Origin of the sequence: Pedobacter nyackensis (assembly GCF_900176505.1) — a bacterium.
Classification (GTDB): Bacteria; Bacteroidota; Bacteroidia; order Sphingobacteriales; family Sphingobacteriaceae; genus Pedobacter; species Pedobacter nyackensis.
The window spans coordinates 28,467-52,937 of sequence record NZ_FWYB01000023.1; the positions used below are offsets into that span (position 1 = coordinate 28,467).

Consider the following 24,471-nt stretch of genomic DNA (forward strand, 5'->3'; position numbering starts at 1 on the left):
TATTATTTAATATCCTGACACAACTCTATCAAAACACCATTGGTACCTTTTGGATGTACAAAGCATACCAATTTGTTATCAGCTCCGCGTTTAGGTGATTCGTTCAGCAATACAAACCCCTCCTGTTTCAATCTAGCCATCTCTGCAACGATATTCTCCACATCAAATGCAATATGATGTATCCCCTCTCCTCTTTTTTCCAGGAACTTAGCAATCGGACTTTCGGCCGAGGTTGCTGTAAGCAATTCGATCTTGTTTACACCTGTCCTAAAAAACGCGGTATTCACCCCCTCCGACGCCACTTCCTCCTTTTTATAGCAGGAAGTACCCAGCAACTTTTCATAAAGATCACAGGAAACATCCATATCCTTCACAGCGATACCTATGTGTTCTATTTTATTCATATCCCATTAAACGTTAAAAAAATGTAAAAATGCATGTTTTACCTATACCGTCATAGGTATTATTTATAATTGTTGGCAATCTTTTTTCGTATCTTTGTATATTAATAAGAACAAATATATATAATGGAACTTCCTATTTACTTAGATAATAACGCAACTACCCCTCTGGATCCGAGAGTGCTGGAAGCAATGTTGCCCTATTTCACAAACAAATTTGGTAACGCTGCAAGTCGTAACCACGCATTTGGATGGGTTGCTGAAGAAGGTGTTGACTACGCACGTGAACAAGTGGCTAAATTGATTGGCTGTACTGAAAAAGAAGTAATCTTCACATCAGGCGCTACAGAGGCCGACAACTTGGGCATTAAAGGTGTTTTTGAAATGTACCAGGACAAAGGTAATCACATTATTACCGCTACAACTGAACATAAAGCAGTTTTAGATACCTGCAAACACTTAGAGAAACTGGGTGCAAAAGTTACTTATCTGAAAGTAAAAGAAGATGGTTTAATCGATCTTCAGGAGCTTGAAGCTGCAATGACAGAGCAAACCATTCTTGTTACCATCATGTACGGAAACAACGAGATCGGTGTTATTCAACCTATAAAAGAAATTTCTGCTATCGCTCACAAATTTGGTGCTTTATTCATGACTGATGCTACGCAGGCTGTAGGTAAAATACCTGTAGATGTAAATGCTGATGGAATTGACTTAATGGCTTTCTCTGCACATAAAATGTACGGACCAAAAGGTGTTGGTGTATTATATGTACGTCGTAAAAATCCAAGAGTTAAAGTTACTGCCCAAATTGATGGTGGTGGCCATGAGCGTGGTATGCGTTCAGGTACTTTAAATGTACCGGGTATTGTTGGTTTAGGTAAAGCCTGCGAATTATGCCGCTTAGAAATGGATGAAGAAGCTAAACGCCTTTCAACCTTAAGAGATAAACTGGAAAACGCATTGACTCAACTTGAAGAAAGTTATGTAAATGGTAACACAGCACATCGCTTACCTCATGTAGCTAACATCTCTTTCAAATATGTTGAAGGTGAAGGCTTAATGATGGCTATGAAAGATTTAGCAGTATCATCAGGATCAGCTTGTACATCAGCTTCTCTGGAGCCTTCTTATGTATTAAAAAGCCTGGGTCTTTCTGATGATCTTGCACACTCTTCTATCCGTTACGGTTTAGGTCGTTTTACTACTGAAGAAGAAATAGACTACGCTATAGAAAACACTAAAAAAGCTGTAAATCACCTTAGAGACCTTTCTCCACTGTGGGAAATGTTCAAAGAAGGCGTTGATTTGAGCAAAATTGAGTGGGCTGAGCACTAAAACAATACTTTAAAAACATCGAATAATAAAATTCTAAAATATCATGGCATATTCAGAAAAAGTAATTGAACACTATACCAACCCAAGAAACGTTGGTACTTTAAATAAAGACAGTAAATCAGTTGGTACAGGCCTTGTTGGCGCACCTGAGTGCGGCGACGTAATGCGTCTGCAAATTGAAGTAGATGAGAACAACATGATTACCGATGCTAAATTCAAAACATTTGGTTGCGGATCAGCAATTGCATCATCTTCATTAGCCACAGAGTGGTTAAAAGGTAAAAGCATCGATGAAGCTTTAACAATAGACAATATGGATATCGTTGAAGAATTAGCTTTGCCACCGGTAAAAATCCACTGCTCAGTATTAGCAGAAGATGCAATTAAATCTGCGATCAACGATTACCGTGTTAAAAATGGCATGGAACCAATCGAAATGCCTAAGTCACACCACTAGCAGAAGTATAGTAGTAATTAGTAGTTATCTAATTACTAGACAAAAACGTTAATAAAATGATCACAATCACTGATAAAGCAAAAAGCAAAATCGACCAGCTAATGGAAGAGTCGCAAATGGATGCTACCTATTTTTTGCGTGTATCTGTTAAAGGAGGGGGATGTTCAGGATTATCCTATAACCTCGACTTCGATAATGAAGAAAAAGCGGGCGATCAGTTTTTTGAAGATAGAGGCATCAGAATTGCACTCGATATGAAGTCCTTCCTTTATCTGGCAGGTACTGAACTTGATTTTTCTGATGGCTTAAATGGAAAAGGATTTAACTTCAACAACCCAAATGCAAGTCGCTCATGCGGTTGCGGCGAGAGCTTTTCTGTTTAAAATACAATTATTATATTTGCATAGGCCGGTACAGTTCCATCTGTACCGGCCTATTTTTATAAATAACCAAACCTTTATCCATGGAATTATTTAACGAGCGCTCTACTATTCCGACCTTATTGCGAAATGTAGTAGCCAATATCCATAAACCTGAAGACACATTTCTCATCCATAAAAAGAATACCCAATGGGAAGAGATTTCGTATAAACATACACTGGATTGCGCAGATGCTGTTTCCGCATTCTTCCTGAATAAAGGCATTAACAAAGGCGACAGAATGGGCCTGATGATAGAAAACTCACCTGAGTATGTTTACTATGATCAGGGGATACAGCAAATAGGCGCCATCAATGTCTCCATTTACCCCACCCTATCTGAACATGAGGTTGCCTACATCGTTAACGATTCGGGCATGCGCGCCATCCTGATCGGGAACACCTTTCTTTATAAAAAGATACTTAAAATAGCAGCCAACTGCAGAAACCTCGAATACATTATCCCGGCATTTCCTGAATATACCAAAGTAACCATACCGGAAGATGTGAAAGCACAAGTAATCAGCTTCGACGACGTGCTTACCCAGGCAGGAAAATTAAGCCCGGAGCAACTTGCTGAGATCAGTAAAATACGCGATACCATCCGTCCTGCCGATACTTCATCCCTGATCTATACTTCCGGCACTACCGGAACACCAAAGGGCGTGATGCTCTCTCATAGTAACTTTGTGGAGAATGTAAAAGTATGCCTGCAACAAATACCAGTCATCGACGAGACAGAAACCTTTCTTTCTTTCCTCCCTTTATCGCATGTATTTGAACGTACAGCTACTTACCATGTTTGCTGCGCACAAGGCTGTAAAATAGCCTATGCCCAAAGTCTGGAACTATTGGCTAAAAACATGGCCGAGATCAAACCTACGGTGATGAGCTGTGTGCCGAGGTTACTTGAAAAGATCCACGACAAAGCCATAAAAAGTGGAACAGCAGGCGGAGGCATGAAAGCAAAAATATTCCTTTGGGCATTGCAGGTCGGACAAGATTATAGAAGAGTTAAAGAGGCCGGTAAAAATCCGGGAATGGTACTCAGCGCAAAAAAAGCATTGGCCGAGAAACTGGTATTTAGCAAAATCAAAGAAAAAACAGGAGGCAGATTAAAGTTCATGATCTCCGGCGGAGCTGCATTGCCTAAAAACGTAGGCGAATTCTTCGGAAACCTGGGCATTAAAATCCTGGAAGGCTTCGGCCTGACAGAAACATCGCCCGTAATGGCTGTTACAGAATTCCACCGACAGGTTTATGGTACCGTAGGAAGAGTAATTCCAGGTATTGAAATTGGCATCCAGAATGTAGACACAAAAGAAATGATCAGCATTCAGACGCATGAATCCTTCCAGGAGAATTTTGAATGCGAAGAAGGTGAAATCATTGTCCGCGGCCATTGCGTGATGCAAGGTTACTTCAATAAACCAGCCGAAACTGCCGAAGCAATTGATAAAGACAACTGGTTCCATACCGGTGACATCGGACGCTTTTACAGGGGGAACCTTCAAATCACCGACCGCTTAAAAAACATGATCGTAAATGCTTACGGAAAAAATGTTTACCCTACTCCTGTAGAGAATATTTACATGAAAAGTCTAAAAGTAGATCAGATCTTCCTGATTGGTGATAAGCGCGAATACCTTACCGCCATAGTGATCCCAAATAAGGAAAACCTGCAGGAAGCATTTAAATTGCCGGAATCCTTCTTCCAGAAACCTGAAGCATTTATAGATGAAAAAGAAATCATCGACTGGATCGGTCAGGATTTGAGGAAACTTTCGGCAGAGCTGGCTAAGTTCGAACGCATTAAAAACTTTAAGATCAAACGGAATCCTTTTAGCATTGAAGAGGGCGAAATTACGCCAACATTAAAGCCAAAGCGAAAAATAATTGAAGCAAAATATGCCGGTCCTATTAACGAAATGTATGCCGAGGCCGTAGAGGCAGATTAGCCGTTTTAAAATATTTTATGTTTCTTATTCCAATCGGCATAAAGAACTAAGGTAAATCCCTATTTTTGCCTAATTTTAATTATTATACAAATAAGCTATCAGGTTTGATGCCTGATACAAAAGATATATGAGTACAGGACTATCAGAACTAGAAGTATTGCGCCGTAATTCGCTAAACCAATTACGTGAGCTTGGAATCAATCCATACCCTGCTGAAGCATTCGGAATCAATGCCAATGCAGCAGACATATTAGCGAACTACGAACGCGATAAAACTGCCTATAAGAACATCAGTATTGCAGGCAGGATCATGAGCCGCCGTATCATGGGTAGCGCTTCTTTTGTAGAACTACAAGATTCAACAGGAAGAGTACAGGTTTATCTGAAAAGAGATGACCTTTGTCCAGATGAAGATAAAACACTTTACAACACCGTTTTCAAGAAATTAATGGATCTTGGTGACTTCATTGGCGTTAAAGGATATGTTTTCACTACACAAACCGGCGAGATCTCTGTCCACGTTACTGAACTGACCTTATTATCTAAGTCATTAAAACCTTTACCAATCGTTAAACGTGATGAGGAAGGTAATATCTATGATGGTTTTACGGATCCTGAAATGCGCTACAGACAACGTTATGTAGATCTTACGGTAAATCCTGGCTTTAAGCAGATCTTTATCAATCGCTCTAAAGTGATCAATACCATGCGTAATTATTTCGACAACCAGGGATGGATGGAAGTGGAAACACCAATTCTGCAACCGATCCATGGTGGTGCGGCTGCGCGTCCTTTCGCTACACATCATAATACGCTTGATATGCCGCTTTACCTTCGTATTGCGAACGAATTGTATTTGAAAAGATTGATCGTTGCAGGCTTCGACGGTGTGTATGAGTTTGGAAAAATGTTCAGAAATGAAGGAATGGACAGAACGCACAATCCTGAATTCACTTCTATGGAAATCTATGTAGCCTATAAAGACTACGTTTGGATGATGGGAATGGTTGAAGAATGTCTGGAGAAAGTTGCCCTTGCCATCCATGGAACAGCAGTAGTTAAAGTTGGCGAACATGAGATCAACTTTGAAGGTCCTTACGAAAAACTGACCATGTACGAATCCATCCAGAAATATACTGGTATTGATGTATCAAACATGACAGAAGAAGAACTTCAGGCAACCTGCAAAAGTCTGAATATTGAAATTGATGCAACAATGGGCAGAGGTAAACTTATCGATGAACTTTTCAGCGAAAAAGTAGAAGCCAACCTGATCCAGCCAACATACATTACCGACTACCCACTTGAAATGACTCCACTTGCTAAAAAACACAGAAGCAAAGAGGGTCTGGTAGAAAGATTTGAGCTGTTTGTAATGGGCAAAGAAATTGGCAATGCTTATTCAGAATTAAACGATCCGATAGATCAGCGTGAACGTTTTGAAGATCAGCTAAAACTGGCTGCCAGAGGTGATGATGAAGCAATGGCGATGGATGATGACTTTATCCGTGCATTAGAATATGGTATGCCTCCTACTTCAGGATTAGGTATCGGTATCGACCGCTTAGTGATGTTGATGACAGATCAGTCGACCATACAAGAAGTATTATTCTTCCCTCAGATGAGACCAGAGAAGAAAGCCAAAGTAACTACTGATGAAGATTTCGTAAATGCTGGTATCCCGGCTGAATGGGTTCCGGTAATCAGAAAAATGAACATCAATACCATAGACGAATTGAAAGCTGCAAATCCTAACAAAGTATTTAACGACTTAGGCGGAATGCGCAAGAAGATGAAACTGGAATTAACCATGCCTTCGAAAGAAGACGTTACAGCCTGGTTCGCTTAACATAATCATAACAAAAGCTTAAAAGCCTGCTACAAAAACTGTAGCAGGCTTTTTTTATTTTTACATGTATTAAAATTATAAATATATGAACAGTTCAATCTTAGAGATTACAGATAACGAATACTGTATAAAACTAAACAAAGAATCCTTTGACCTGACTTTAATCCGTCAGTTGATCACAAGGATACAATCAGAGCAATACTTCTTCAACAGAAGCAAAGATTACATGGAGGATGATATCATCAGCAGAGGAGCTTATGCAGATCAGAGCGACAGTTACGACAGATTAAGTGAAAAATAAAAGGCCACATTTGCATGTGGCCTTTGCTATTTATAGATTGTTTATACTATCTGTATCTTACTTGTTGTTGTTTATCCCACATCCCCAACTGATCTTTCATTTGTTTGATCTGATCAGCTAGTAACTTGCTCTTATCTGCTTTCTTAGCTTCAGCTAAATACATTGTCGCTTCACGCTTATTGCGTTTAGCCATTGCAATTCCGGCAAGACTTAACTTTGCCAGGGCAATGTTATGATCCATAGTCATTCCTAAGGTAAGAGACTTCTTAAAGTACTTCTCTGACTGCATAGGAGCTTTTCTTGATTCAATCAAACCAACCAAAAGGTTGTAGTAACCATGTTGTGCTCTAATCAGCTGCTTTTCATAATTAGTAATTCTATTCAAATAAGCTTCAGCTTTAGGCATATTGTCTTTTCTCAAAAACCATTGAGCCAACAGCATGTTCTCATTGAAGAAGAAAGTAACTATGATTAAAACGCTTATAAAAAAGGCTAGTATTCCCCATCCCCAGAAACCGAAGATCATAAGAGCTATTGCTCCACCCATCACTGCAAATCCTAAAATAAGACGAACTAAATTTGACATACGCTAATGTATTTTTTTTTGCAAATATCGTGTTTAAATACCAAAAAACAGATTTAACTTTACAATTTCAGTAAAAAAAAGAATTAGCAGCTGAATCAGTAAACAGCGCTAAAAAAACAAATCATCACTCCCAACATTAAAGCATAAACAACGCATGTCTGTCACTATAGAAGAAAGCTGGTTAAAGGTACTAAACGAAGAATTCAAAAAACCTTATATGGTAGCACTCAAAGCCTTTTTACTTGAAGAAGAACAAAAAGGACATACCATTTATCCGGAAAGTGCAGATATATTCAATGCTTTGAACCATATTCCCTTTGATCAGGTTAAAGTGGTTATTTTGGGGCAAGACCCCTACCATGGAACCGGTCAGGCCCACGGACTATCTTTCTCTGTACAAAAAGGCATCAAGGTACCACCTTCATTAAGGAACATTTATAAAGAACTGGCTACAGATATTCCCGGTTTTTCTATACCAGCACATGGCAACCTAACGCAATGGGCAAATCAGGGAGTTTTACTTTTGAATGCTACATTAACTGTAAGAGCAAACGAAGCAGGGTCCCATCAGAAAAAAGGTTGGGAAACTTTTACCGACAAAGTCATTACCGAGCTCTCTAAAAAAAGAAGTGGATTGATTTTCCTGCTATGGGGTAAATACGCACAAAATAAAGCAGCATTAATCGATCAGACAAAACATACCATCATTGCTGCAGCGCACCCCTCCCCACTTTCCGCTTATAACGGTTTTCTGGGTAGTGGTCCATTTTCCAGAACCAATGCTAAATTAATTGAACAAGGGCAAAGCCCGATCAACTGGCAAATTGATTAAAAAAAACGCCTGACCATCATAGATGACCAGGCGTTTCCTTTTTTAGATTCTTAATACTAGTATTCCAAAGGAACAATCGGTTCCTTTTTAGTAGTCGACATGATCATCATCGTCTGGAAAGTTTTCACTACAGAGATCTTACTGATTTTATCCATAATCAAACGCTCGTAAGCTTTAATATCATTCACATATACCTTCAACAGAAAATCTGCCTGTCCGGTCACGTGATGGCATTCCGTAATTTCTTTAATCTGGTTTACCTCATCCAGAAAAATCTGAATCGTGTTATTCTTATGAAAATCCAGTTGAACCTGGATAAAAGTTTTTATTCCTAAACCCAGTTTCTCTTCATCAACCAGGGCATGATAACTCTTAATAAAACCAGAAACCTCCAATTTCCTCACTCTTTCCAATGTCGGAGCAGGGGAAAGTCCAATCTCCTGAGATAACAACAGGTTCGTCATCCTGCCATTTTCCTGTAACAATTTAAGAATCTTAAAATCCGTTTTATCTAGTTCTGTCGCCATTTATTTTTAAAGTATCTTCAAAGATAGAATAAGAACACATTACACACCAAATTTAATTCTAAAAGAAATGCAATAATTTACAGTTTATTTCTCTAATATTTTTTTAGATTTGTCTAAACATATAGTTAGGCAAACAAAAATGCAGTCATTCACAGAAGAGAACTACCTGAAAATCATATATCATTTGTCGCAAAACAATGATGAGGCAGTCCAAACCAACGCTATTGCGGAGAAAATGCAGACTAAAGCTGCTTCGGTTACCGACATGATAAAGAAGCTAGCCGAAAAGCAACTTGTTGACTATAAAAAATACCAGGGCGTAAAATTAACCCCAGCCGGAAAATCAACTGCCGTTAATATTGTTAGAAAGCACCGCCTATGGGAAGTTTTCTTAGTAGAAAAGCTAAACTTCAAATGGGATGAGGTACATGATATTGCCGAAGACCTGGAACACATTAAATCGGTTGAGTTGATTGAACGACTCGACGAGTTTCTGGCTTTTCCTAAAAGTGATCCTCATGGCGATCCGATTCCTGATAAAAACGGACAATTTGATACCATTCCCTTTACAAAGCTTTCCAAACTTAAACCCGGCGAGAAAGGTTTAATTATGGGCGTTAGCGAACATTCATCCGCTTTCCTTAAACACCTCGAAAAACTAGGCTTAACCTTGGGAAAAAGAATACAAACCATGGAGATCACAGATTTTGACGGCTCCGTTGAACTCCTGATCGAACAGAAAAAAATTAGTGTCAGTCGCGAAGTCGCCAAACACATCCTTATAAAAATATAATATGAACCCCGAACATAAAGCCACCCAATCCTTAAGCGAAGTACACCAGAGTGTCGACACCCACAAGCGTACCGGCTGGAAACGCATTCTTTCCTTTCTCGGTCCCGCTTACCTCGTAAGCGTTGGCTATATGGACCCCGGTAATTGGGCTACCGACATAGCCGGAGGTAGCAAGTTCGGTTATCAATTGATATGGGTACTCCTCATGTCTAACCTGATTGCACTACTACTGCAATCACTCAGTGCCCGCTTGGGTATCGTAAGAGGTCTTGATCTCGCACAAGCTTCCAGAAACGGCTATCCAAGATGGATCAATTACCCCCTATTCGGATTGGCACAAACCGCCATCGTGGCCTGCGACCTTGCCGAAATCATCGGTATGGCCATCGGTTTAAATCTATTATTCGACCTCCCTTTAATCTGGGGTATCAGCATCACCATTTTCGATACCGTTCTGCTCCTGTTCCTGCTCAATAAAGGCATGCGTAAAATGGAAGCCTTCATTGTATCCATGGTGTTCATTGTTGGTGTATCCTTTCTGGCAGAGATGTTCATTGTTGAGCCTTCCCTATCAGAAATCGCTAAAGGATTTGAGCCCTCTATGCTATCAGGAGATGCCTTATACATCGCCATAGGGATCATTGGTGCCACCGTAATGCCACATAACCTATATCTACACTCCTCATTGGTACAAACCCGCAAATTCAACCGGGATAACGAAGGTATCAAGGAGGCTATAAAATTCAATTTCATCGATACTACCATTGCATTAAACCTTGCGTTTTTTGTAAATGCAGCCATCTTGATTCTTGCCGCTGCCGCATTTTATAAACACGGTCTTCACGAAGTTGCTGAGATCCAGGATGCACACAAACTGCTTAAACATATATTTGGTAACGTAGCACCGGCCCTTTTTGCCATTGCGTTAATCGCTGCCGGACAGAGCTCAACCATTACCGGAACTTTAGCCGGACAAATTGTAATGGAGGGCCACCTTAAATTAAGGATAGAACCCTGGTTGCGTAGGTTAATCACTCGATTATTAGCCATCATCCCTGCATTTTTTACCATTCTTTGGTATGGTGATGACGCATTGGGTGGCCTGCTTATTTTAAGTCAGGTTGTGTTAAGTCTGCAACTCGGCTTCGCCGTAATCCCACTGATCCACTTCACTTCAGATAAGAAAACGATGAAAGAATTTGCCATTAAGCCATGGGTAAAAGCCCTCGCCTGGATCAGCTCGCTCATTATTGTATCTTTAAATGTAAAACTGGTTGTTGAAGAAATTAGCGTCTGGGGAGCAGGTGGCCAATGGTACATTTATGCGATAGTAGTTCCCCTGGCCATACTCATCGGACTACTCTTATTGTTCATCTTTGTCTACCCTTTTGTAAGCCGTATCAGAAGAGAACAAAACATTACACCACATGGAGCCGCATTGAATATTGAAAACGTAGAAAAAATCGTTTACACACAAATAGGTATTACCATCGATTTTTCTAAAAACGACCGCAATACCATTCGCCACGCACTTATACAAGGTGGCAAACATGCACATTACCACCTGATCCACGTGGTAGAAACGGCTGCAGCAAGGTATTATGGAGATACCGCATTGGATTATGAAACACAGAGCGATACCTTAAACCTTCAGAAGTACTGTGATAACCTGGCTGAGTTAGGCTATAAATCTACTCCGCACATCGGTTATGGCAGCGCTGTAAAAGCAATTGTCGAGATCAGCAATGAAAACAAACTTCAGCTGCTGGTTATGGGTGCACACGGACATAAAGGTTTAAAAGATATCATACTTGGCACAACAGTGGATTCTGTACGTCATAAAGTGACCATACCAGTACTTATTGTAAGATAAAATTGAGATATTAGCGGATTCTTATGAAGAACGATATCCAGATAAAAAATAAAAGAGCCTACTTCGACTACCACATTATTGAGAAATACAATGCGGGTTTAGCCTTATTGGGTACTGAAATTAAAGCGATAAGACAGGGTAAGGCCAATATGACCGATGCTTTCTGCATGTTTATAGGCAATGTACTTTATGTAAGAAACCTTCACATTTCTGAATACAGTCACAGTTCCTTTCATCACCATGATATTAAGCGCGACCGTGTCCTGTTGCTCCATAAAAAAGAACTGAAAAAGCTTAGGGTAAAAAGCGAAGAAAAGGGCTACACCATTGTACCCCTACGCATATTTACCAACGAAAGAGGCTTTGCCAAAATAGAAATCGCATTGGCACAAGGTAAAAAGGAATTTGACAAAAGAGATAGCATCAAAGACAGAGAATCAAAAAGAGAAATGGACCGTGCAATGAAAATGTAAACGTTCCTACCAGGCCTGGTCGCCTACCAATGGTACAAACCTAAAGGTATCGAGTTCAATCCTATCAAAATCAGTTTCATTAACGCGGATCACGGTGACCATTTTTTGCGAATGCTCATCCCCAACGGGAATCACCAAAATCCCACCGATCCTAAGTTGCTTCAATAAAATCTCAGGAACAAAAGGCGCACCGGCAGTAACAATGATCTTGTCATAAGGTGCATGTTCGGAAATACCTTTTGAGCCATCACCAAAAAAGAAATGTGCATTATAGCCCATTCCAGGTAAAACGCGAATGGTATGGCGGTAGATGGCCTCCTGGCGCTCGATGGTATAAACATTGGCGCCCAACTCCATCAGGATACAAGTCTGATAACCTGAGCCTGTACCAATCTCCAGTACTTTGTCGCCTTTTTTAATGTGTAACAGTTCACTCTGATAAGCTACAGTATAAGGCTGAGAAATGGTTTGCCCATCCCCAATCGGGAAAGCAATATCCTTATAAGCCTGATTCCAGAAAGTTTCATCGAAAAAGAAATGTCTTGGAACTTTCCCTATTGCCTTAAGTACCCTCTTGTCAGCAATCCCTCTCGATTCGAGATGAGCTACTAAACGCTTCCTTGCCCCCTGCTCTCTGTAATTATCAACAAACTTGTATGCCATTTCACCCCAAAAATAGCTTTTTGAAAACTAATAATTCAATCTTTTCGGGGCTAAATGAGTTTTAAAAGCCTAATCAGCACAGGATCAATCCTAATAAAATCTAGTAAGGATCAACGTCAATCTGTATGTTCACAGCCCTGAAATCCTTTTCCGTTTGAAATTGCAGGATGGTATCTCTCAGGATAGATTTAACTTTCTGAATAGAAGTATCCTTATCGCTCTTAATAATCACCTGCTTGATGTAATAATTCCTTACCCTGGATACAAGCGGCTGCTCCGGTCCCAGCACCCTTTTACCTAAAGCGCCTCTCAGTGTTGAAGCAAATCGCTGCGCAGCAACATTTAAAAGATCCTGGTCTTTATGCTTGATATTGATGAATATCAACCTGCTAAATGGTGGGTAATTAAACAACTTACGCTCCACAAGCTCATCGTTGTACATTTCCACATATTTGTTTTCAATAACCTGCTTAATGATGCGATGCGAATCATCATAGGCTTGTATAATCACATTCCCCTGCTTCTCCCTTCTTCCGGCACGTCCCGCAACCTGAGCCAATAACTGATAGCTACGTTCAAATGCTCTGAAATCAGGATAATTAAACAAGGTATCTGCATTAATTACCCCAATCAGGGTAACATTATCAAAATCCAGACCTTTAGCTACCATCTGCGTACCAATCAGAATATCTGTCTTCTTTTCCTGAAAATCAGAAATGATCTGCGTCAATCCATTTTTTGTACGTGTACTATCCACATCCAGTCGGGCGATTTTAGCCTCAGGAAAAATCAGACTCAACTCTTCTTCTACCCTTTCTGTACCGAAACCTTTTTGCTCGATGTGCACAGAGCCACAAGCCGGACAAACATTTATACTGCTTTGGTGATAACCGCAATAATGACAATGCAGCTTACCACTGGTTTTATGATAGGTTAAGCTAACGTCGCAATTCACACATTTAGGTGCATAACCACAGGTAGCACAAATTAGAATGGTTGCATAACCACGTCTGTTCTGAAACAAGATCACCTGCTCCTTTTGCTCAATCACCAGGGTAATGGCATCAATCAGTTTACCCGAAAAATAAGAAACCATCTTTTTTTTCTTCGTTTCTTCAGAAATGCTCACTACCTCATGCAGCGGCAATTCAACCCCACCAAAACGTTCATTGATCACCACCAAACCATACTTATGGTTCAACGCATTAAAATAACTTTCTATCGATGGCGTTGCAGAGCCCAGCACCACTTTTGCCTGATGCAAATGCCCCAGCAAAACCGCTACATCCCTTGCCTGGTACCTTGGTGAAGGCTCTTGCTGTTTATAGGAAGACTCATGTTCCTCATCCACTACAATTAACTTCAGGTCCTTAAAGGGCAAAAACACAGCTGATCTGGCCCCCAGTACAACCCTGTATTTTCCATTCAATACCTTATTCCAGATCTCTACCCTTTCATTGTTGTTAAACTTAGAATGGTATACACCGATGGCATCCCCGAAATAACGTTGAATCCGCTGAACAATCTGAGTAGTCAAAGCAATTTCAGGTAACAGGAACAATACCTGCCCGCCATCCGCAATAGCTTTTTCAATGAGCTTGATATAAATCTGCGTCTTACCTGAGGCCGTTACCCCATGCAATAACACCACATCCTTTTGCTCAAATTCAGTCTCAATTCCTCTTAAAGCCGTATTTTGAGCCTCACTCAATTCAAAATTCAGAATAAAATCATCATCGTTCTCCTTCAACCTGCTTACAGGACGCTTCAATACCGTAAATATTCCCTTATCCATAAGCGTTTTAAAAGCCGCCTGTCCACAATCACTCTCTTCGAGCAACTGGTGTTTAGGAATCATGTTTTGTGTCCTGTAGAGCTTTATATAAGTAAGCAAAGCATTCAATTGCTTAGGTGCCCGTTCCAGTATGTCAAACAGCGCTTTCAGGTTTTCCTCTTCCTGGTAAAAAGGACTAAGTGATACGAAAGATTTTAACAGCGGTTTATATTTCTCTACAACCTCCTCGGCAATGTAAATCAGATCCTTCTCCAGTAAGGAATTGATAATCGGATAAACCGTTTTCTGGCCAAGTAAAGCCGATATATCGTCAATAGTTAAACGTTGCTGTTTATTTAAAGCTGTAATCAGTATTTGCTCCTTATCCGATAAAACCTCCTCAATAGGCTCATCATCTTTCCTTACAATAATGGTCTCGCTGGCCAGCTTTAAGCCTGTAGGTAAGGCGGCCGACATCACATCGCCTTCATTACACATATAATAATTAGTCATCCAATCCCAAAGCTGTAATTGCTGAGCGGTGATAATCGGATGCTCGTCTACTACATCAATGATATACTTGGCCTGGTAATGTTCGGGTGCAGCATGGCTGATACTTTTAACAAGTGCCGTATAGATTTTATTCTTACCAAACTGTACCACTACCCGTTTCCCTACCGCTACCTGTTCGTTTAATTCGAACGGAATGCGGTACATGTAGTTTTTAGATAAGGATAAAGGTAAAACAACCTCTACAAAAAGCGTTTCCCGCTCTTTAAATTCCAACAACCCTCCGTCCATAATTACTTACGTTTTGATGCTGCAACAAATAAAAATGCCCATCCAAGTATAAAGCACAGACCTCCGATCGGAGTAATTGGCCCAATATAATTTACGAACCCAATATTTAAAATCTCTCTGGTTGCCAGCAAATACAAGGAACCTGAAAACAATACAATACCTAAGCTAAAGCAGATGTACGACCATTTCACCAATTTATCATTATCCACAGCAAACTGAGAAAGGAAAAGTAAGGCTAGCGTATGATAAAACTGATACTCTACCCCTTTAGCCCAAATCTCAATAGATCCTGCACTTACGGCATTCTTTAAACTGTGTGCACCAAAGGCACCAAACATTACGGCTATAGCACCAAATAATGATGCGGTTAAAATGATACGTCTGCTCATGATAAATCGGCTTTAATCATGCAAAACTAAAGAAAATGACAGCATTTCCCTACTTATCCAAGTATTAAATTAAATAGTCGAAAATTCAGTTAAATTTGTAAGTAACAAATGAAAAAGCTCATCTTTAGTATCATCGTTCTGGTTACCGCCATTATTACTGTGGCGTACCTGTATTTTTCTAAACTTCATGCAGATCACAGTACGAGCGATGTTGGCCTTTATGCCGCTACTTCCAGTTCAGGGCTCATCTTTTCCTTCGAAAATGAGAAAAGCATTACCGATATATTAAAAGAACAACACCTGTTTAGTGAAATTCTGGGCTTGCAAAAGTATGAACAACTTAGCTTGCTGAAAAAACGCCTGCTTAGCCTGGTAACTGTTAACCGTGCCCTGGAAAATCAACAGGTATACATCAGCTTTATTCCTGGAGACAAGCAACAGATAGATTTTGTATGCACTACACAGCTCAACACCGGAATTCATACGCCACAAATACTGCATTCTATTAAAGCCAGTGGCATCCAGGTAGAAAGCACAAAAGACCTCAGCAAATTAACATTGGCCGATAGCAGCATATTTTACCTGGCTTTAAAAGAAAACCTGGTTGTGGTATCCAATTCCCAAACACAGGTAATTGCTGTTTTAGCCAAAAACCTGAACGACAAAGACGATAAATTTGCTGAATATATCAAGACAGGTAACAGGTTCAACAAAAACAGCCTTGCTCAATTATACATCAACTATAATACCCTTCCTGCACTGCTTAAAAATATCATTGCTGGTAAATTAAGCGGCGAATTAGCCAGTCTGAATAACCAGAATGCTTTCGCAGCACTATCTTACAATTATAGCAACGAAAAGATCCTGCTTACCGGAACCACGGTAGTTAACGACCCAAACAGTTATTACAACCTGTTCCCTAATCTGGAGGCGAAAAAAATCACTATACTGAACATCCTGCCAAAAAACACCTCATCTTATGCCATATTCGCTATAGACAGCTACCTACCCTGGAAAAAGAAATTAGACACTTGGTTTTCAAACAAACAGGAAGACAAAAAAATAACCAAACTTATTGCCGATATCAATGCTAAATATCACCTTAACCTTGATGAGATCTTCCCTAAATACTTTAAAGATCAGCTGATTACCTTCCAGCTTAGCACTACAGAAAAAATTGGAGCGATCAACCTCAGCAACGGAGATAAACTGAGTCAGCTTTTAATAGACCTGAGTACCGACTATAACGAAGAAATAAAAACATTGCGCGAATCGGATTTGCTGTATGCTTATTTCGGACAACCATTTGAGGGTTTCAAAAGACCATTCTATACCATTATCGACAATTACCTGGTATTTGCTAACCATGCCAATACGCTCGAATCATTTTTAATCAGTTACAAAAACAACCTGCTGTTCATCAATACCCCGAACTACATCAATGCCAATAACCAGCTGCCTGGCAATTCTACCATCAGCTTTTATATCGATCATGCCAATTCAAACGAAATCTTCAGGAAAAACATCTATGCACCTTTTTATAAGCATATGCAATCCGATAAAGGATTGAAAACATACGACTCATTCACCTACCAGTTAAGCGGCGATAAAGGTAAATTCCAAACCAATATCCTGATTGATAAACAGCCTGATATTTTACAAAAAGATTCTTTAGCTTTATAGCATCCAATCACCCTTATGTTGAAAAAGTACCTTATTCTAAGTTTGTTATTAAGCTGTAGTTCGCCTTTTTTAAAAGCGCAGCAATATGGATTATTCAATACGAAAACCCTTTTTGATGGTTTTGAGAACCCTGCACAGAAAACATTTGTCTTAGATTCCTCGCGGAAATACGCATCCAATTTCTTCCTGCCAAATTTCGGGTTCAATGCGGCCAATAGAGGGAATTCCGATTTTATCCGCAGAGCAATCAACGAAGGCACGACCAATATGAACGGCCTGCCTTTAAGAACCACGGAAATTAATGCGGTTTACCAAAACTCAAACATTTACCTGCTCACCTTAAAAATTTTTAAATCCTATAAGGATCAGAAGGAAATGGGTTTCGCCTGGCAAATTCGTAGCGATGCGCATTTAAATTACACCAACGAGACTTTGGCGATCCTGGATGATTACGAAAGATTTCAGCCCTATTCAAATGAGGACTTCACTGATGCTTTCAACAATAACGGATACGCACAATCCTACCATCAGTTCAGTTTTAATTATCGCGAAAACTATAGCAAAAGATTAGCATTCGGCGCCAAAGTCAGCTTATTAAGCGGTATACACTATAATAAACTGAGCATCACTGAATCATATTTTAATCCGGGTTCATCCACACAGCCTCTTGTAGCGGCACTACGTGGAAGTTATAAAGCCAGTTTCCTCGACACCGCTGAACTCTCTAGCAGAGATGCCATTCCTACGTTTAAAAACCCGGGACTTTCCCTTAGTTTCGGAACCAGCTATACTTCAAAAAGTGGCGTATTCATAATGGCCAATATAAAAGACCTTGGCTTTATCAAATGGGCAAAAAGTTCCTATTACAATAAGTTCAACAACCTGGATGATCCTTTAATCATTGATGATCCCGATATGAATTCTTCCGGTATCGAGGACAGAATTGCAGACATTGCGACAGAAAATGAGGAACGCAAAAGCTTCTTTTCTCCCACCAATGCGAAAGTCGATTTTATGATCTCGAAAGCTTATGCTATCAGCATTCCTTTCTCTTACACGCCAAGTCTGATCGTATCTAAAAATATATTTTATAAAGGTGGAGATGCTGCATTTGTGAGCAAATTCAAATACAACGGATTGTCATTGAGTGTAATCCCTACTTACAATTTCAACAACCTGATGTTAATGGGAATGCAGGGAATGTACCAAACGCCCAACTTTGAAGTGTTTTTGGGCTCAGACAACCTACTTAAAACAGTTTCTCAGGTTAATGGTCTAATCAAACAAGACCGCAGCATAGGAACCGGTTATAACGCAGCTTCGTTTTATATGGGCTTAGGTATAAAGTTTGGGAATACGGTTAATCACCCTCAAAACAGCAGCTATATGCCTGGTATAGGAGATGAAAGACCAAGCTTTTTCAAACGTCTGTTTGGCGGTTCAAAGAAACGCTAGTTTAGACTTTCTTTTTGGGTGTTGTTAGCACGAAGTCTTTCAGATAGAAAGGCTCAAAGTAAGCTACATCCTCAAATTTAGCGGCTGTAAAGGCTTCATAAGCCAGCTTGCTCATATGAGCGGCAGAATTAAAATTAACCTCCGAAAAAACGGCATTATCCTGTTGTAAAACAGCTGCACATTTCATCGCACCATCACCAATAAAAGTAACTTTCCCCTGAGCAAGCTCATCGGTAAAACTATTTTCATCAACAATCTTTGCTTCAGTAGGCAGCACAACATTCAGATTGGCATCATACATAGCTGTAAAGACCTCCATTCTGCGCGCATCAATCATCGAGCAGACTTGTCCGTCATAAGCCTCTTGAGTAGCTAAAAATCCCGCTGCCATCATTCTCAAGGTCTCCACACCAATAAGCGGCTTATCGAGCGCAAAACACAAGCCTTTGGCGGTCGACACGCCGATGCGCAAGCCTGTATAAGAACCCGGTCCTTTACTTACTGCAATCGCATCCAGATCAGTAAACTGCAATTCAGCAGCATCCATTACCTCTTTAATAAACAAGGTTAAACTGCCTGCATGAATATTACTTGCCATTTGCTCTTTTAAAGCAACAGTCTCCCCATTTATAGAAATAGCGGCGGAGCAAACTTGGGTAGCGGTTTCAATCTGAAGTATCGTAGCCATGATATGGATTTAATAGTAATCGAACGTGAATGAATTAAGGAACAGGATCATGACCATGACTGCCCCATGGGTGACAACGGCCGATGCGTTTTAAAGTTAACCAGCCCCCTTTAAACGGACCATGCTTCTTTATAGCTTCTATTCCATATTGTGAGCAGGTAGGCGTAAACCTACAATTTGCACCCAATAAAGGAGATATAAACCATTGATAGAGCTTAATCAGCCCTAAAAAGAACCAACCGATAATTTGTTTAACCAGCTCCATCAGCTTTCTTTAATTTATCAGCCTCAATAGTTGAAACCAATTTTTTAAAAGCAGCGGCCAGCTTCTTCTCTAAGAAGGAATAATCGTAAATCTTTTTACCAACAAACTGAAGAGAAAGCAATAGCAATTCTTCAGATTCAGGCAACAAAGCATAAAGCTCCTGCTCTTTTTGTAAACGGTAAGCCTCGCGACTGCGGCGCTTGATCTGGTTCCTGTCTACCGCCCTCTTGTACCTCTTCTTAGCAACGTTAATTACTACCTGTACAGGAAACTGGTGTTCGGCCGGAACATACAAATGAGATACGCGGTACGGATATAACAAAAAAGAAGAACCGTTCTTAAATAGCAGGTCTAAATATTTCCTGCTACATAACCGTTCTTCTTTATTAAATGTGTTCATCTTTTGATCGCAAATATGCAGATATTCTGATCTGCTAACACTTAACGTGCTGCAATCAAAAATTATCCTTTGTGGCGGCCTTCGCTTGAAACCGTTAATCTTTTTCTTCCTTTTGCGCGGCGTGAAGCTAATACTCTTCTACCGTTTGCTGTAGCCATTCTTTCGCGGAAGCCGTGTTTGTTTCTTCTCTTTCTTTGCGAAGGTTGGAATGTTCTTTTCATAACTGTATTATATCTTGACTAAATATTTTTAAATAAGAGGTGCAAATATAGCGTGATTTTTATTCAATTGCAAATAGATTTAGCTATAGTTTTTAATTTCTCTGTTATTCAGCTACATCCCTAATGCTGCTTTCAGCTTTATGTACCCTGTTTTGCTCACTGGCAGCCATATATCAGATTTTAAAAGCACAATATAACTGTCCTTTTCTTTTAGCTCAATACGAGAAACCTGCTGCATATTTATAATATAAGATCGATGAATCCTTATGAACTGATTATTTTCAAGTGCGCGCTCAAAAAAACTCATCGTTTTATTCTTCTGAAAAACCCCTTCTGCAGTACTCAGCTTCACATAATCATCATCTGCCTCCAGGTAATGAATATCCGTAACCGCAATAATTTTAATGACCCCATTCTTCTTAACCACTACCCTATTGCTTTGAGCCGGACTCAAACCTGCTACCTCCAGTAGTTCTTTATCCACTGCCCCCACATTGTTAAGTCGCGCAGGCAATTTTTGCATCGCCAGCTCAAACCTGCTCTGCTCAATTGGCTTCAGCAAATAATCCACAGCATTCACCTCAAAAGCTTTTATAGCATACTCATCAAAGGCAGTCGTAAATATTACGGCAGGATGCTTATCTATCAGCTCCAGCATCTCAAATCCACTGATCTTAGGCATTTGAATATCCAGGAAGATAAGATCCGGCTGATGCGCAGCAATCGCTTTTATTCCCTCAAAGCCATCACTACACTCGGCAACCACCTCAACATCCGGAAAGCTGCTCAGGTAATGTTTTACTACATCTCTTGCCAATGGCTCATCGTCAATTAGTATCGTCCTTATCATATAGTTGAGGTATTTTAAGCGTTGTTTCGAATTTGTTTTCCGGCCCGGCATTCGTTTGCAGTAAGCGTTCATCCGCAAACAAAAGATATAACCTTCTTCTGATTGCTGTTAAGCCGAAGCCTGTTCCTTCCGTCGACTTCATCTCCGGATCAAACGGGTTTTGCACCACAATCACCAGATGATTCTGCTCCAGTTTTACAAACAACGATATGGTAATTGCAGCAGCAGTATTGTATAGTCCGAATTTAATGGCATTCTCTACAATAGGTTGCAACAGCGTTCCCGGCAAGCGTAAATTTAATGTTTCTTCTGCTATTTCGAGTTCAATATTTAAACGGTGACTAAAGCGTACCTTTTCTATATCCAGGTACAGGCTAATGTATTCCATTTCCTCTTCCACGCTTACCCACACCTCATCATCCCTTTTTAAGGTACCCCTTAAAAAAGCCGCCAGTTTAGTAATCATGGTACCCGCCTCTTTAGGATTTACAATTGTTAACGCATAAACAGAGTTTAAGCTGTTAAATAAAAAGTGTGGCTGGAGCTGATGACGCAGCTTATTCAATTCTGCTTCCTTCGACAGGTTTTGCGCCATAAGCAGGCGTTCTTGTGTGGCCGACTGCTCTTCTAACCTATACCATAAAATATTGGCCAGGGCACACCAGGCAATAAACACAAACACAATCAAAAACCGTACAGCGAGCGAAAAATTCAGGAAGCTGAGGTAAGTCTGCTCACCGGTAAATAAAAGCACGAGTAAAAACTTACTCACGAAAGTGATAAACAGCGCCATGATAAAAGTAAGCGCCAGCACAAAAATGATGGTCTCATTTTTTGGCTGATAATAGCCCAGCAGGTTGCTCATGATGATACAAGCAAGTGCAAGCAGTCCATTTGTAATTAAACTATCTGCGAAGGATATCTGCCAGCTGAAGTTAAGCGTATAATAGAAGAGAATAACAAACACCATTACCCAGCCCAAAAATATGACTGAAGCAACCTTCTGAATCCTTCTGATTGATAATGGTCTGTTTGTCACAATACCTCAGTTAATAGTTTCTAATTTCTACCCCACCAAATATCGTCACTCCCTCAATTTTCAATATTTTACGTGGCTCTGTATTGTTCATCGGGCCAATCGATCTTTTATCGTCCAGTCCCCCAAAAATAGCCACCACATCCGATTTCACTTCCCAGCTTGCTGGCACAATAATTTTCACACCACCAAACAAAGCCAATACATCCAGCACAACTACGCCTTCAAAATCAGCCTGCGTTAAATTCACATCACAACCACCAAAAACAGCAATGGCATCTCCTCCTTTAAAGTTTTTTGAATGAATAAACTGATGGGTACCACCAAATACACTTACCGAATCCAGAATATCGTTACTATCTGCATTCAAAGGTATCGCACCTGCTTCCCCGGCAGGAGCCTGCGGTTTAAATCGTTGATCAAACTTACGCTCCCAGCGTTTCCCAATCTTCTTTTCCTTATTAAACGTACTTTTTGGTTTCAATATCAGATATAAGCCCAAAATGATAAAAGCTGCTGCAAAATAGTATTGAGCGAAGTCTCCCCCATCGATGCGCCTCAACGTGAAGTATCCGCCAACCAGTACCAATATCAGCCAGCCTCCACCATTAAAATTACGTTTAAAACCGATCAGCAGACCAATTAAAATGAGCAACATATGCCAACTTAATATCCATCCTGGTATACTAAGCCCAATATTCCTTAGCAGGAATATCATTCCTATCACTAAGATAACGATACCACTCCATATTCTGCTTGAATTATTATTGCTACTATTCCAGTTATCCATCTTCTTCTTTATTAGTATTGAGTTTACGACAATCTAAATATGTTTTAAAGTTAAGCACAATTAAAAGCTTACAAACAACGGCCTTGTATACCGGTCCAAATGGTCGGTAAAGTGGCGCATTTAATCGGTAAAAAAATACCGGTTAAAGCTAAAGGTGCTTACCCGGGAAAATAACATTCCAGAATAAGCACCTTTAATATGCCATTGATTGTACTGACTTCTATTTAGTTTTCAATAAATCTCTGATCTCTGTAAGTAATACTTCTTCTTTTGTTGGCGCTGCAGGGGCTGCCGGAGCTGCTTCCTGTTTACGTTTCATAGTATTAATACCTTTTACCAGCATAAATACAGCAAAAGCCAATAATAAGAAGTTGATGGCTACGGTGATAAAGTTACCATAAGCAAAAACAACTGCTTCCGGAACTTTCCTTGCATCAACAAGTGCCGTACCCGATTGAACCGTCCCCTTTAACACTACATACATGTTACTGAAATCTACAGATCCGATTATAGCTGATATCAGTGGCATGATTAAATCATTAACAACACTGTCTATAATCTTACCAAATGCACCCCCAATAATCACACCGACAGCAAGGTCCATCACACTGCCTTTAATGGCAAATTCCTTAAATTCTTTTACAAATCCCATAGGTAGTTTAATTAATTTAAGTAATAAATTTAAAAACTTTATTGTAAATCCAAAGCATTAAGATGCGCTGAATTTAATTTATTTTAACTTATTTTCTTTCTTCTGCTTATTATCAAGTTATTATATACTTTGCTTTGCAAACTTGATGTCGCAAATTGCGACATCAAGTTTGCAAACTCCTCTTCATTTAAAATAAAGCAAAAATCCTCGGGAAACCGATCCATATTACGCCGTACCTGTTCATTTAATCGCCTGGTTTCTACACCATATAATTCAGCTAAATCTTCGTCCAACATCACTTTCTGATCCCGGATTACATAAATCTTATTCATTATAACCTCATCAGGTACAGCAACAGCATTTATTTCAGTCATCAGCATATATTTTTAAATACTTATATCCACCACCTTGACCTCGCCCTCCAGCATCATGAATATAATCATTTAATTAAACAATATAATCAAATAGTAAATATTTTACCAATAACATAACTAACAATCTCTGTTAACTATCCTGACTACTACTAAAGTCGAGGGTTGGAATATCCTTGCAATATCATTACGCTATCCTTGATATATCATTGCATTATACAGGGGATAATGCAATGATATATCAAGGATAATCCAAGGATATTCCAACCCTGTATTTTAGCACTACTCTAATTATCATGTCTTATACTGGGATTAGTTTACAGTAAAAAAGCTAATTACTGATTAGTGTTTACTTTTATTTTTGATTTTACTAACTGTAGTTTACAATGATAATTTAAATTACTGGTTGGTGTTTACATCTGCTTTTTATTTTACTGAAATAGGTTTACTTCTTTTGAAGGAACTAGTGCTTTTTCCGGTTTTTGGGCAATATTCTCTAATACATGGGTGTTTTGTGGGGTTTGAAACTGGCAACTGGTGTGCAGCCGGCGATTATTGTATTTATGTATTCCTAGTTCAACACAATTCTTTGCCTGAGCAACATTTTTAAAGGTTTTTTCCATATC

At 39.7% G+C, this 24,471-nt stretch carries 28 protein-coding genes; 12 read left to right on the forward strand and 16 right to left on the reverse strand.

The genetic code is table 11. The features are described from left to right. Nucleotides 1-2: 2 nt before the first annotated feature. The gene (mce, locus tag B9A18_RS24010; protein ID WP_084292321.1) at nt 3-404 is read right to left on the reverse strand and encodes a methylmalonyl-CoA epimerase; all 402 of its coding nucleotides are present in this window, start codon (nt 402-404) and stop codon (nt 3-5) included. 123 nt (nt 405-527) lie between these two features. Between mce and B9A18_RS24015 the strand changes: the two genes are divergently transcribed. The 6 genes from B9A18_RS24015 (at nt 528) to B9A18_RS24040 (ending at nt 6,723) form a co-directional block, all read left to right on the forward strand. Continuing rightward, nucleotides 528-1,739, forward strand: a complete 1,212-nt coding sequence (locus B9A18_RS24015; RefSeq protein WP_084292323.1) for an IscS subfamily cysteine desulfurase — start codon at nt 528-530, stop codon at nt 1,737-1,739. 43 nt (nt 1,740-1,782) lie between these two features. Beyond that, a complete protein-coding gene (iscU, locus tag B9A18_RS24020; protein ID WP_084292325.1) occupies nt 1,783-2,196 on the forward strand; it encodes a Fe-S cluster assembly scaffold IscU in 414 nt (137 codons plus the stop codon). 56 nt (nt 2,197-2,252) lie between these two features. Next, nucleotides 2,253-2,579 carry a HesB/IscA family protein gene (locus B9A18_RS24025; RefSeq protein ID WP_084292327.1) on the forward strand — a complete coding sequence of 109 codons (327 nt, stop codon included), beginning with the start codon at nt 2,253-2,255 and terminating at the stop codon, nt 2,577-2,579. Nucleotides 2,580-2,659: 80 nt separating this feature from the next. Next, nucleotides 2,660-4,573 carry an AMP-dependent synthetase/ligase gene (locus B9A18_RS24030; protein ID WP_084292329.1) on the forward strand — a complete coding sequence of 638 codons (1,914 nt, stop codon included), beginning with the start codon at nt 2,660-2,662 and terminating at the stop codon, nt 4,571-4,573. A 127-nt stretch (nt 4,574-4,700) separates the two neighbouring features. Then, nucleotides 4,701-6,422 (forward strand): lysine--tRNA ligase, encoded by a 1,722-nt coding sequence (gene lysS / locus B9A18_RS24035; RefSeq protein ID WP_084292331.1) that lies wholly within the window; start codon nt 4,701-4,703, stop codon nt 6,420-6,422. An 85-nt stretch (nt 6,423-6,507) separates the two neighbouring features. Beyond that, on the forward strand, nt 6,508-6,723 hold the full coding sequence (locus B9A18_RS24040; protein WP_084292333.1) for a hypothetical protein: 216 nt from the start codon (nt 6,508-6,510) through the stop codon (nt 6,721-6,723). A 46-nt stretch (nt 6,724-6,769) separates the two neighbouring features. Here B9A18_RS24040 and B9A18_RS24045 read toward each other — a convergent pair whose 3' ends face one another. Further along, complete coding sequence (locus B9A18_RS24045) at nt 6,770-7,309, reverse strand: hypothetical protein (protein ID WP_084292335.1); 540 nt, start codon at nt 7,307-7,309, stop codon at nt 6,770-6,772. A gap of 154 nt (nt 7,310-7,463) precedes the next feature. On the opposite strand from B9A18_RS24045, the gene ung reads away from it, so the two are divergent. Next, nucleotides 7,464-8,141: a uracil-DNA glycosylase gene (gene ung, locus B9A18_RS24050; RefSeq protein ID WP_084292337.1), complete on the forward strand. Its 678-nt coding sequence runs from the start codon at nt 7,464-7,466 to the stop codon at nt 8,139-8,141. 56 nt (nt 8,142-8,197) lie between these two features. On the opposite strand, the gene B9A18_RS24055 is transcribed toward ung, so the two are convergent. Then, the gene (locus B9A18_RS24055; protein WP_015807383.1) at nt 8,198-8,668 is read right to left on the reverse strand and encodes an Lrp/AsnC family transcriptional regulator; all 471 of its coding nucleotides are present in this window, start codon (nt 8,666-8,668) and stop codon (nt 8,198-8,200) included. Nucleotides 8,669-8,807: 139 nt separating this feature from the next. On the opposite strand from B9A18_RS24055, the gene B9A18_RS24060 reads away from it, so the two are divergent. Genes B9A18_RS24060 through smpB form a run of 3 tightly spaced genes read left to right on the forward strand, consistent with a single transcriptional unit; the run spans nt 8,808 to nt 11,807 of the window. Beyond that, nucleotides 8,808-9,461: a metal-dependent transcriptional regulator gene (locus B9A18_RS24060; protein ID WP_084292339.1), complete on the forward strand. Its 654-nt coding sequence runs from the start codon at nt 8,808-8,810 to the stop codon at nt 9,459-9,461. A gap of 1 nt (nt 9,462) precedes the next feature. Beyond that, nucleotides 9,463-11,334 carry an Nramp family divalent metal transporter gene (locus tag B9A18_RS24065; protein WP_084292341.1) on the forward strand — a complete coding sequence of 624 codons (1,872 nt, stop codon included), beginning with the start codon at nt 9,463-9,465 and terminating at the stop codon, nt 11,332-11,334. 23 nt (nt 11,335-11,357) lie between these two features. Next, nucleotides 11,358-11,807: an SsrA-binding protein SmpB gene (gene smpB, locus B9A18_RS24070; RefSeq protein ID WP_200816433.1), complete on the forward strand. Its 450-nt coding sequence runs from the start codon at nt 11,358-11,360 to the stop codon at nt 11,805-11,807. 6 nt (nt 11,808-11,813) lie between these two features. Here the strand turns inward: smpB and B9A18_RS24075 are convergent, their stop codons facing one another. The 3 genes from B9A18_RS24075 to B9A18_RS24085 form a co-directional block, all read right to left on the reverse strand. Then, nucleotides 11,814-12,470, reverse strand: a complete 657-nt coding sequence (locus B9A18_RS24075) for a protein-L-isoaspartate(D-aspartate) O-methyltransferase (protein ID WP_084292345.1) — start codon at nt 12,468-12,470, stop codon at nt 11,814-11,816. A gap of 100 nt (nt 12,471-12,570) precedes the next feature. Continuing rightward, a complete protein-coding gene (gene priA / locus B9A18_RS24080; RefSeq protein ID WP_084292347.1) occupies nt 12,571-15,045 on the reverse strand; it encodes a replication restart helicase PriA in 2,475 nt (824 codons plus the stop codon). A 2-nt stretch (nt 15,046-15,047) separates the two neighbouring features. Then, entirely contained in the window at nt 15,048-15,434 is a 387-nt protein-coding gene (locus B9A18_RS24085; protein ID WP_084292349.1) for a DUF423 domain-containing protein, read from the reverse strand. 108 nt (nt 15,435-15,542) lie between these two features. Between B9A18_RS24085 and B9A18_RS24090 the strand changes: the two genes are divergently transcribed. Next, nucleotides 15,543-17,117, forward strand: coding sequence for a hypothetical protein (locus B9A18_RS24090; RefSeq protein WP_084292351.1), 1,575 nt, complete (start codon nt 15,543-15,545; stop codon nt 17,115-17,117). Between the two features lie 15 nt (nt 17,118-17,132). Beyond that, entirely contained in the window at nt 17,133-18,572 is a 1,440-nt protein-coding gene (locus B9A18_RS24095) for a DUF5723 family protein (protein ID WP_084292353.1), read from the forward strand. Between the two features lies 1 nt (nt 18,573). Here the strand turns inward: B9A18_RS24095 and tsaB are convergent, their stop codons facing one another. The 10 genes from tsaB to B9A18_RS25495 all read right to left on the reverse strand — a co-directional run. Further along, on the reverse strand, nt 18,574-19,260 hold the full coding sequence (gene tsaB / locus B9A18_RS24100) for a tRNA (adenosine(37)-N6)-threonylcarbamoyltransferase complex dimerization subunit type 1 TsaB (RefSeq protein WP_084292355.1): 687 nt from the start codon (nt 19,258-19,260) through the stop codon (nt 18,574-18,576). A gap of 34 nt (nt 19,261-19,294) precedes the next feature. Continuing rightward, complete coding sequence (yidD, locus tag B9A18_RS24105; protein WP_084292357.1) at nt 19,295-19,525, reverse strand: membrane protein insertion efficiency factor YidD; 231 nt, start codon at nt 19,523-19,525, stop codon at nt 19,295-19,297. Beyond that, nucleotides 19,512-19,925 carry a ribonuclease P protein component gene (locus B9A18_RS24110; protein ID WP_084292359.1) on the reverse strand — a complete coding sequence of 138 codons (414 nt, stop codon included), beginning with the start codon at nt 19,923-19,925 and terminating at the stop codon, nt 19,512-19,514. The genes yidD and B9A18_RS24110 overlap by 14 nt, the downstream gene beginning before the upstream one ends. A 62-nt stretch (nt 19,926-19,987) precedes the next feature. Further along, the gene (gene rpmH / locus B9A18_RS24115) at nt 19,988-20,146 is read right to left on the reverse strand and encodes a 50S ribosomal protein L34 (protein ID WP_084292361.1); all 159 of its coding nucleotides are present in this window, start codon (nt 20,144-20,146) and stop codon (nt 19,988-19,990) included. A gap of 112 nt (nt 20,147-20,258) precedes the next feature. Next, a complete protein-coding gene (locus B9A18_RS24120; protein WP_084292363.1) occupies nt 20,259-20,996 on the reverse strand; it encodes a LytR/AlgR family response regulator transcription factor in 738 nt (245 codons plus the stop codon). Continuing rightward, nucleotides 20,974-22,035, reverse strand: a complete 1,062-nt coding sequence (locus B9A18_RS24125; RefSeq protein ID WP_235005434.1) for a sensor histidine kinase — start codon at nt 22,033-22,035, stop codon at nt 20,974-20,976. Before B9A18_RS24125 ends, B9A18_RS24120 begins: the two co-directional genes overlap by 23 nt. 10 nt (nt 22,036-22,045) lie before the next feature. Continuing rightward, complete coding sequence (locus tag B9A18_RS24130; RefSeq protein ID WP_084292365.1) at nt 22,046-22,822, reverse strand: LiaF transmembrane domain-containing protein; 777 nt, start codon at nt 22,820-22,822, stop codon at nt 22,046-22,048. Nucleotides 22,823-23,042: 220 nt separating this feature from the next. Next, a complete protein-coding gene (mscL, locus tag B9A18_RS24135) occupies nt 23,043-23,474 on the reverse strand; it encodes a large conductance mechanosensitive channel protein MscL (RefSeq protein ID WP_084292367.1) in 432 nt (143 codons plus the stop codon). A gap of 83 nt (nt 23,475-23,557) precedes the next feature. Then, complete coding sequence (locus tag B9A18_RS24140; RefSeq protein ID WP_084292380.1) at nt 23,558-23,848, reverse strand: ORF6N domain-containing protein; 291 nt, start codon at nt 23,846-23,848, stop codon at nt 23,558-23,560. Between the two features lie 428 nt (nt 23,849-24,276). After that, on the reverse strand, nt 24,277-24,471 hold a 195-nt coding region (locus tag B9A18_RS25495), incomplete at its 5' end, for a hypothetical protein (protein WP_235005435.1).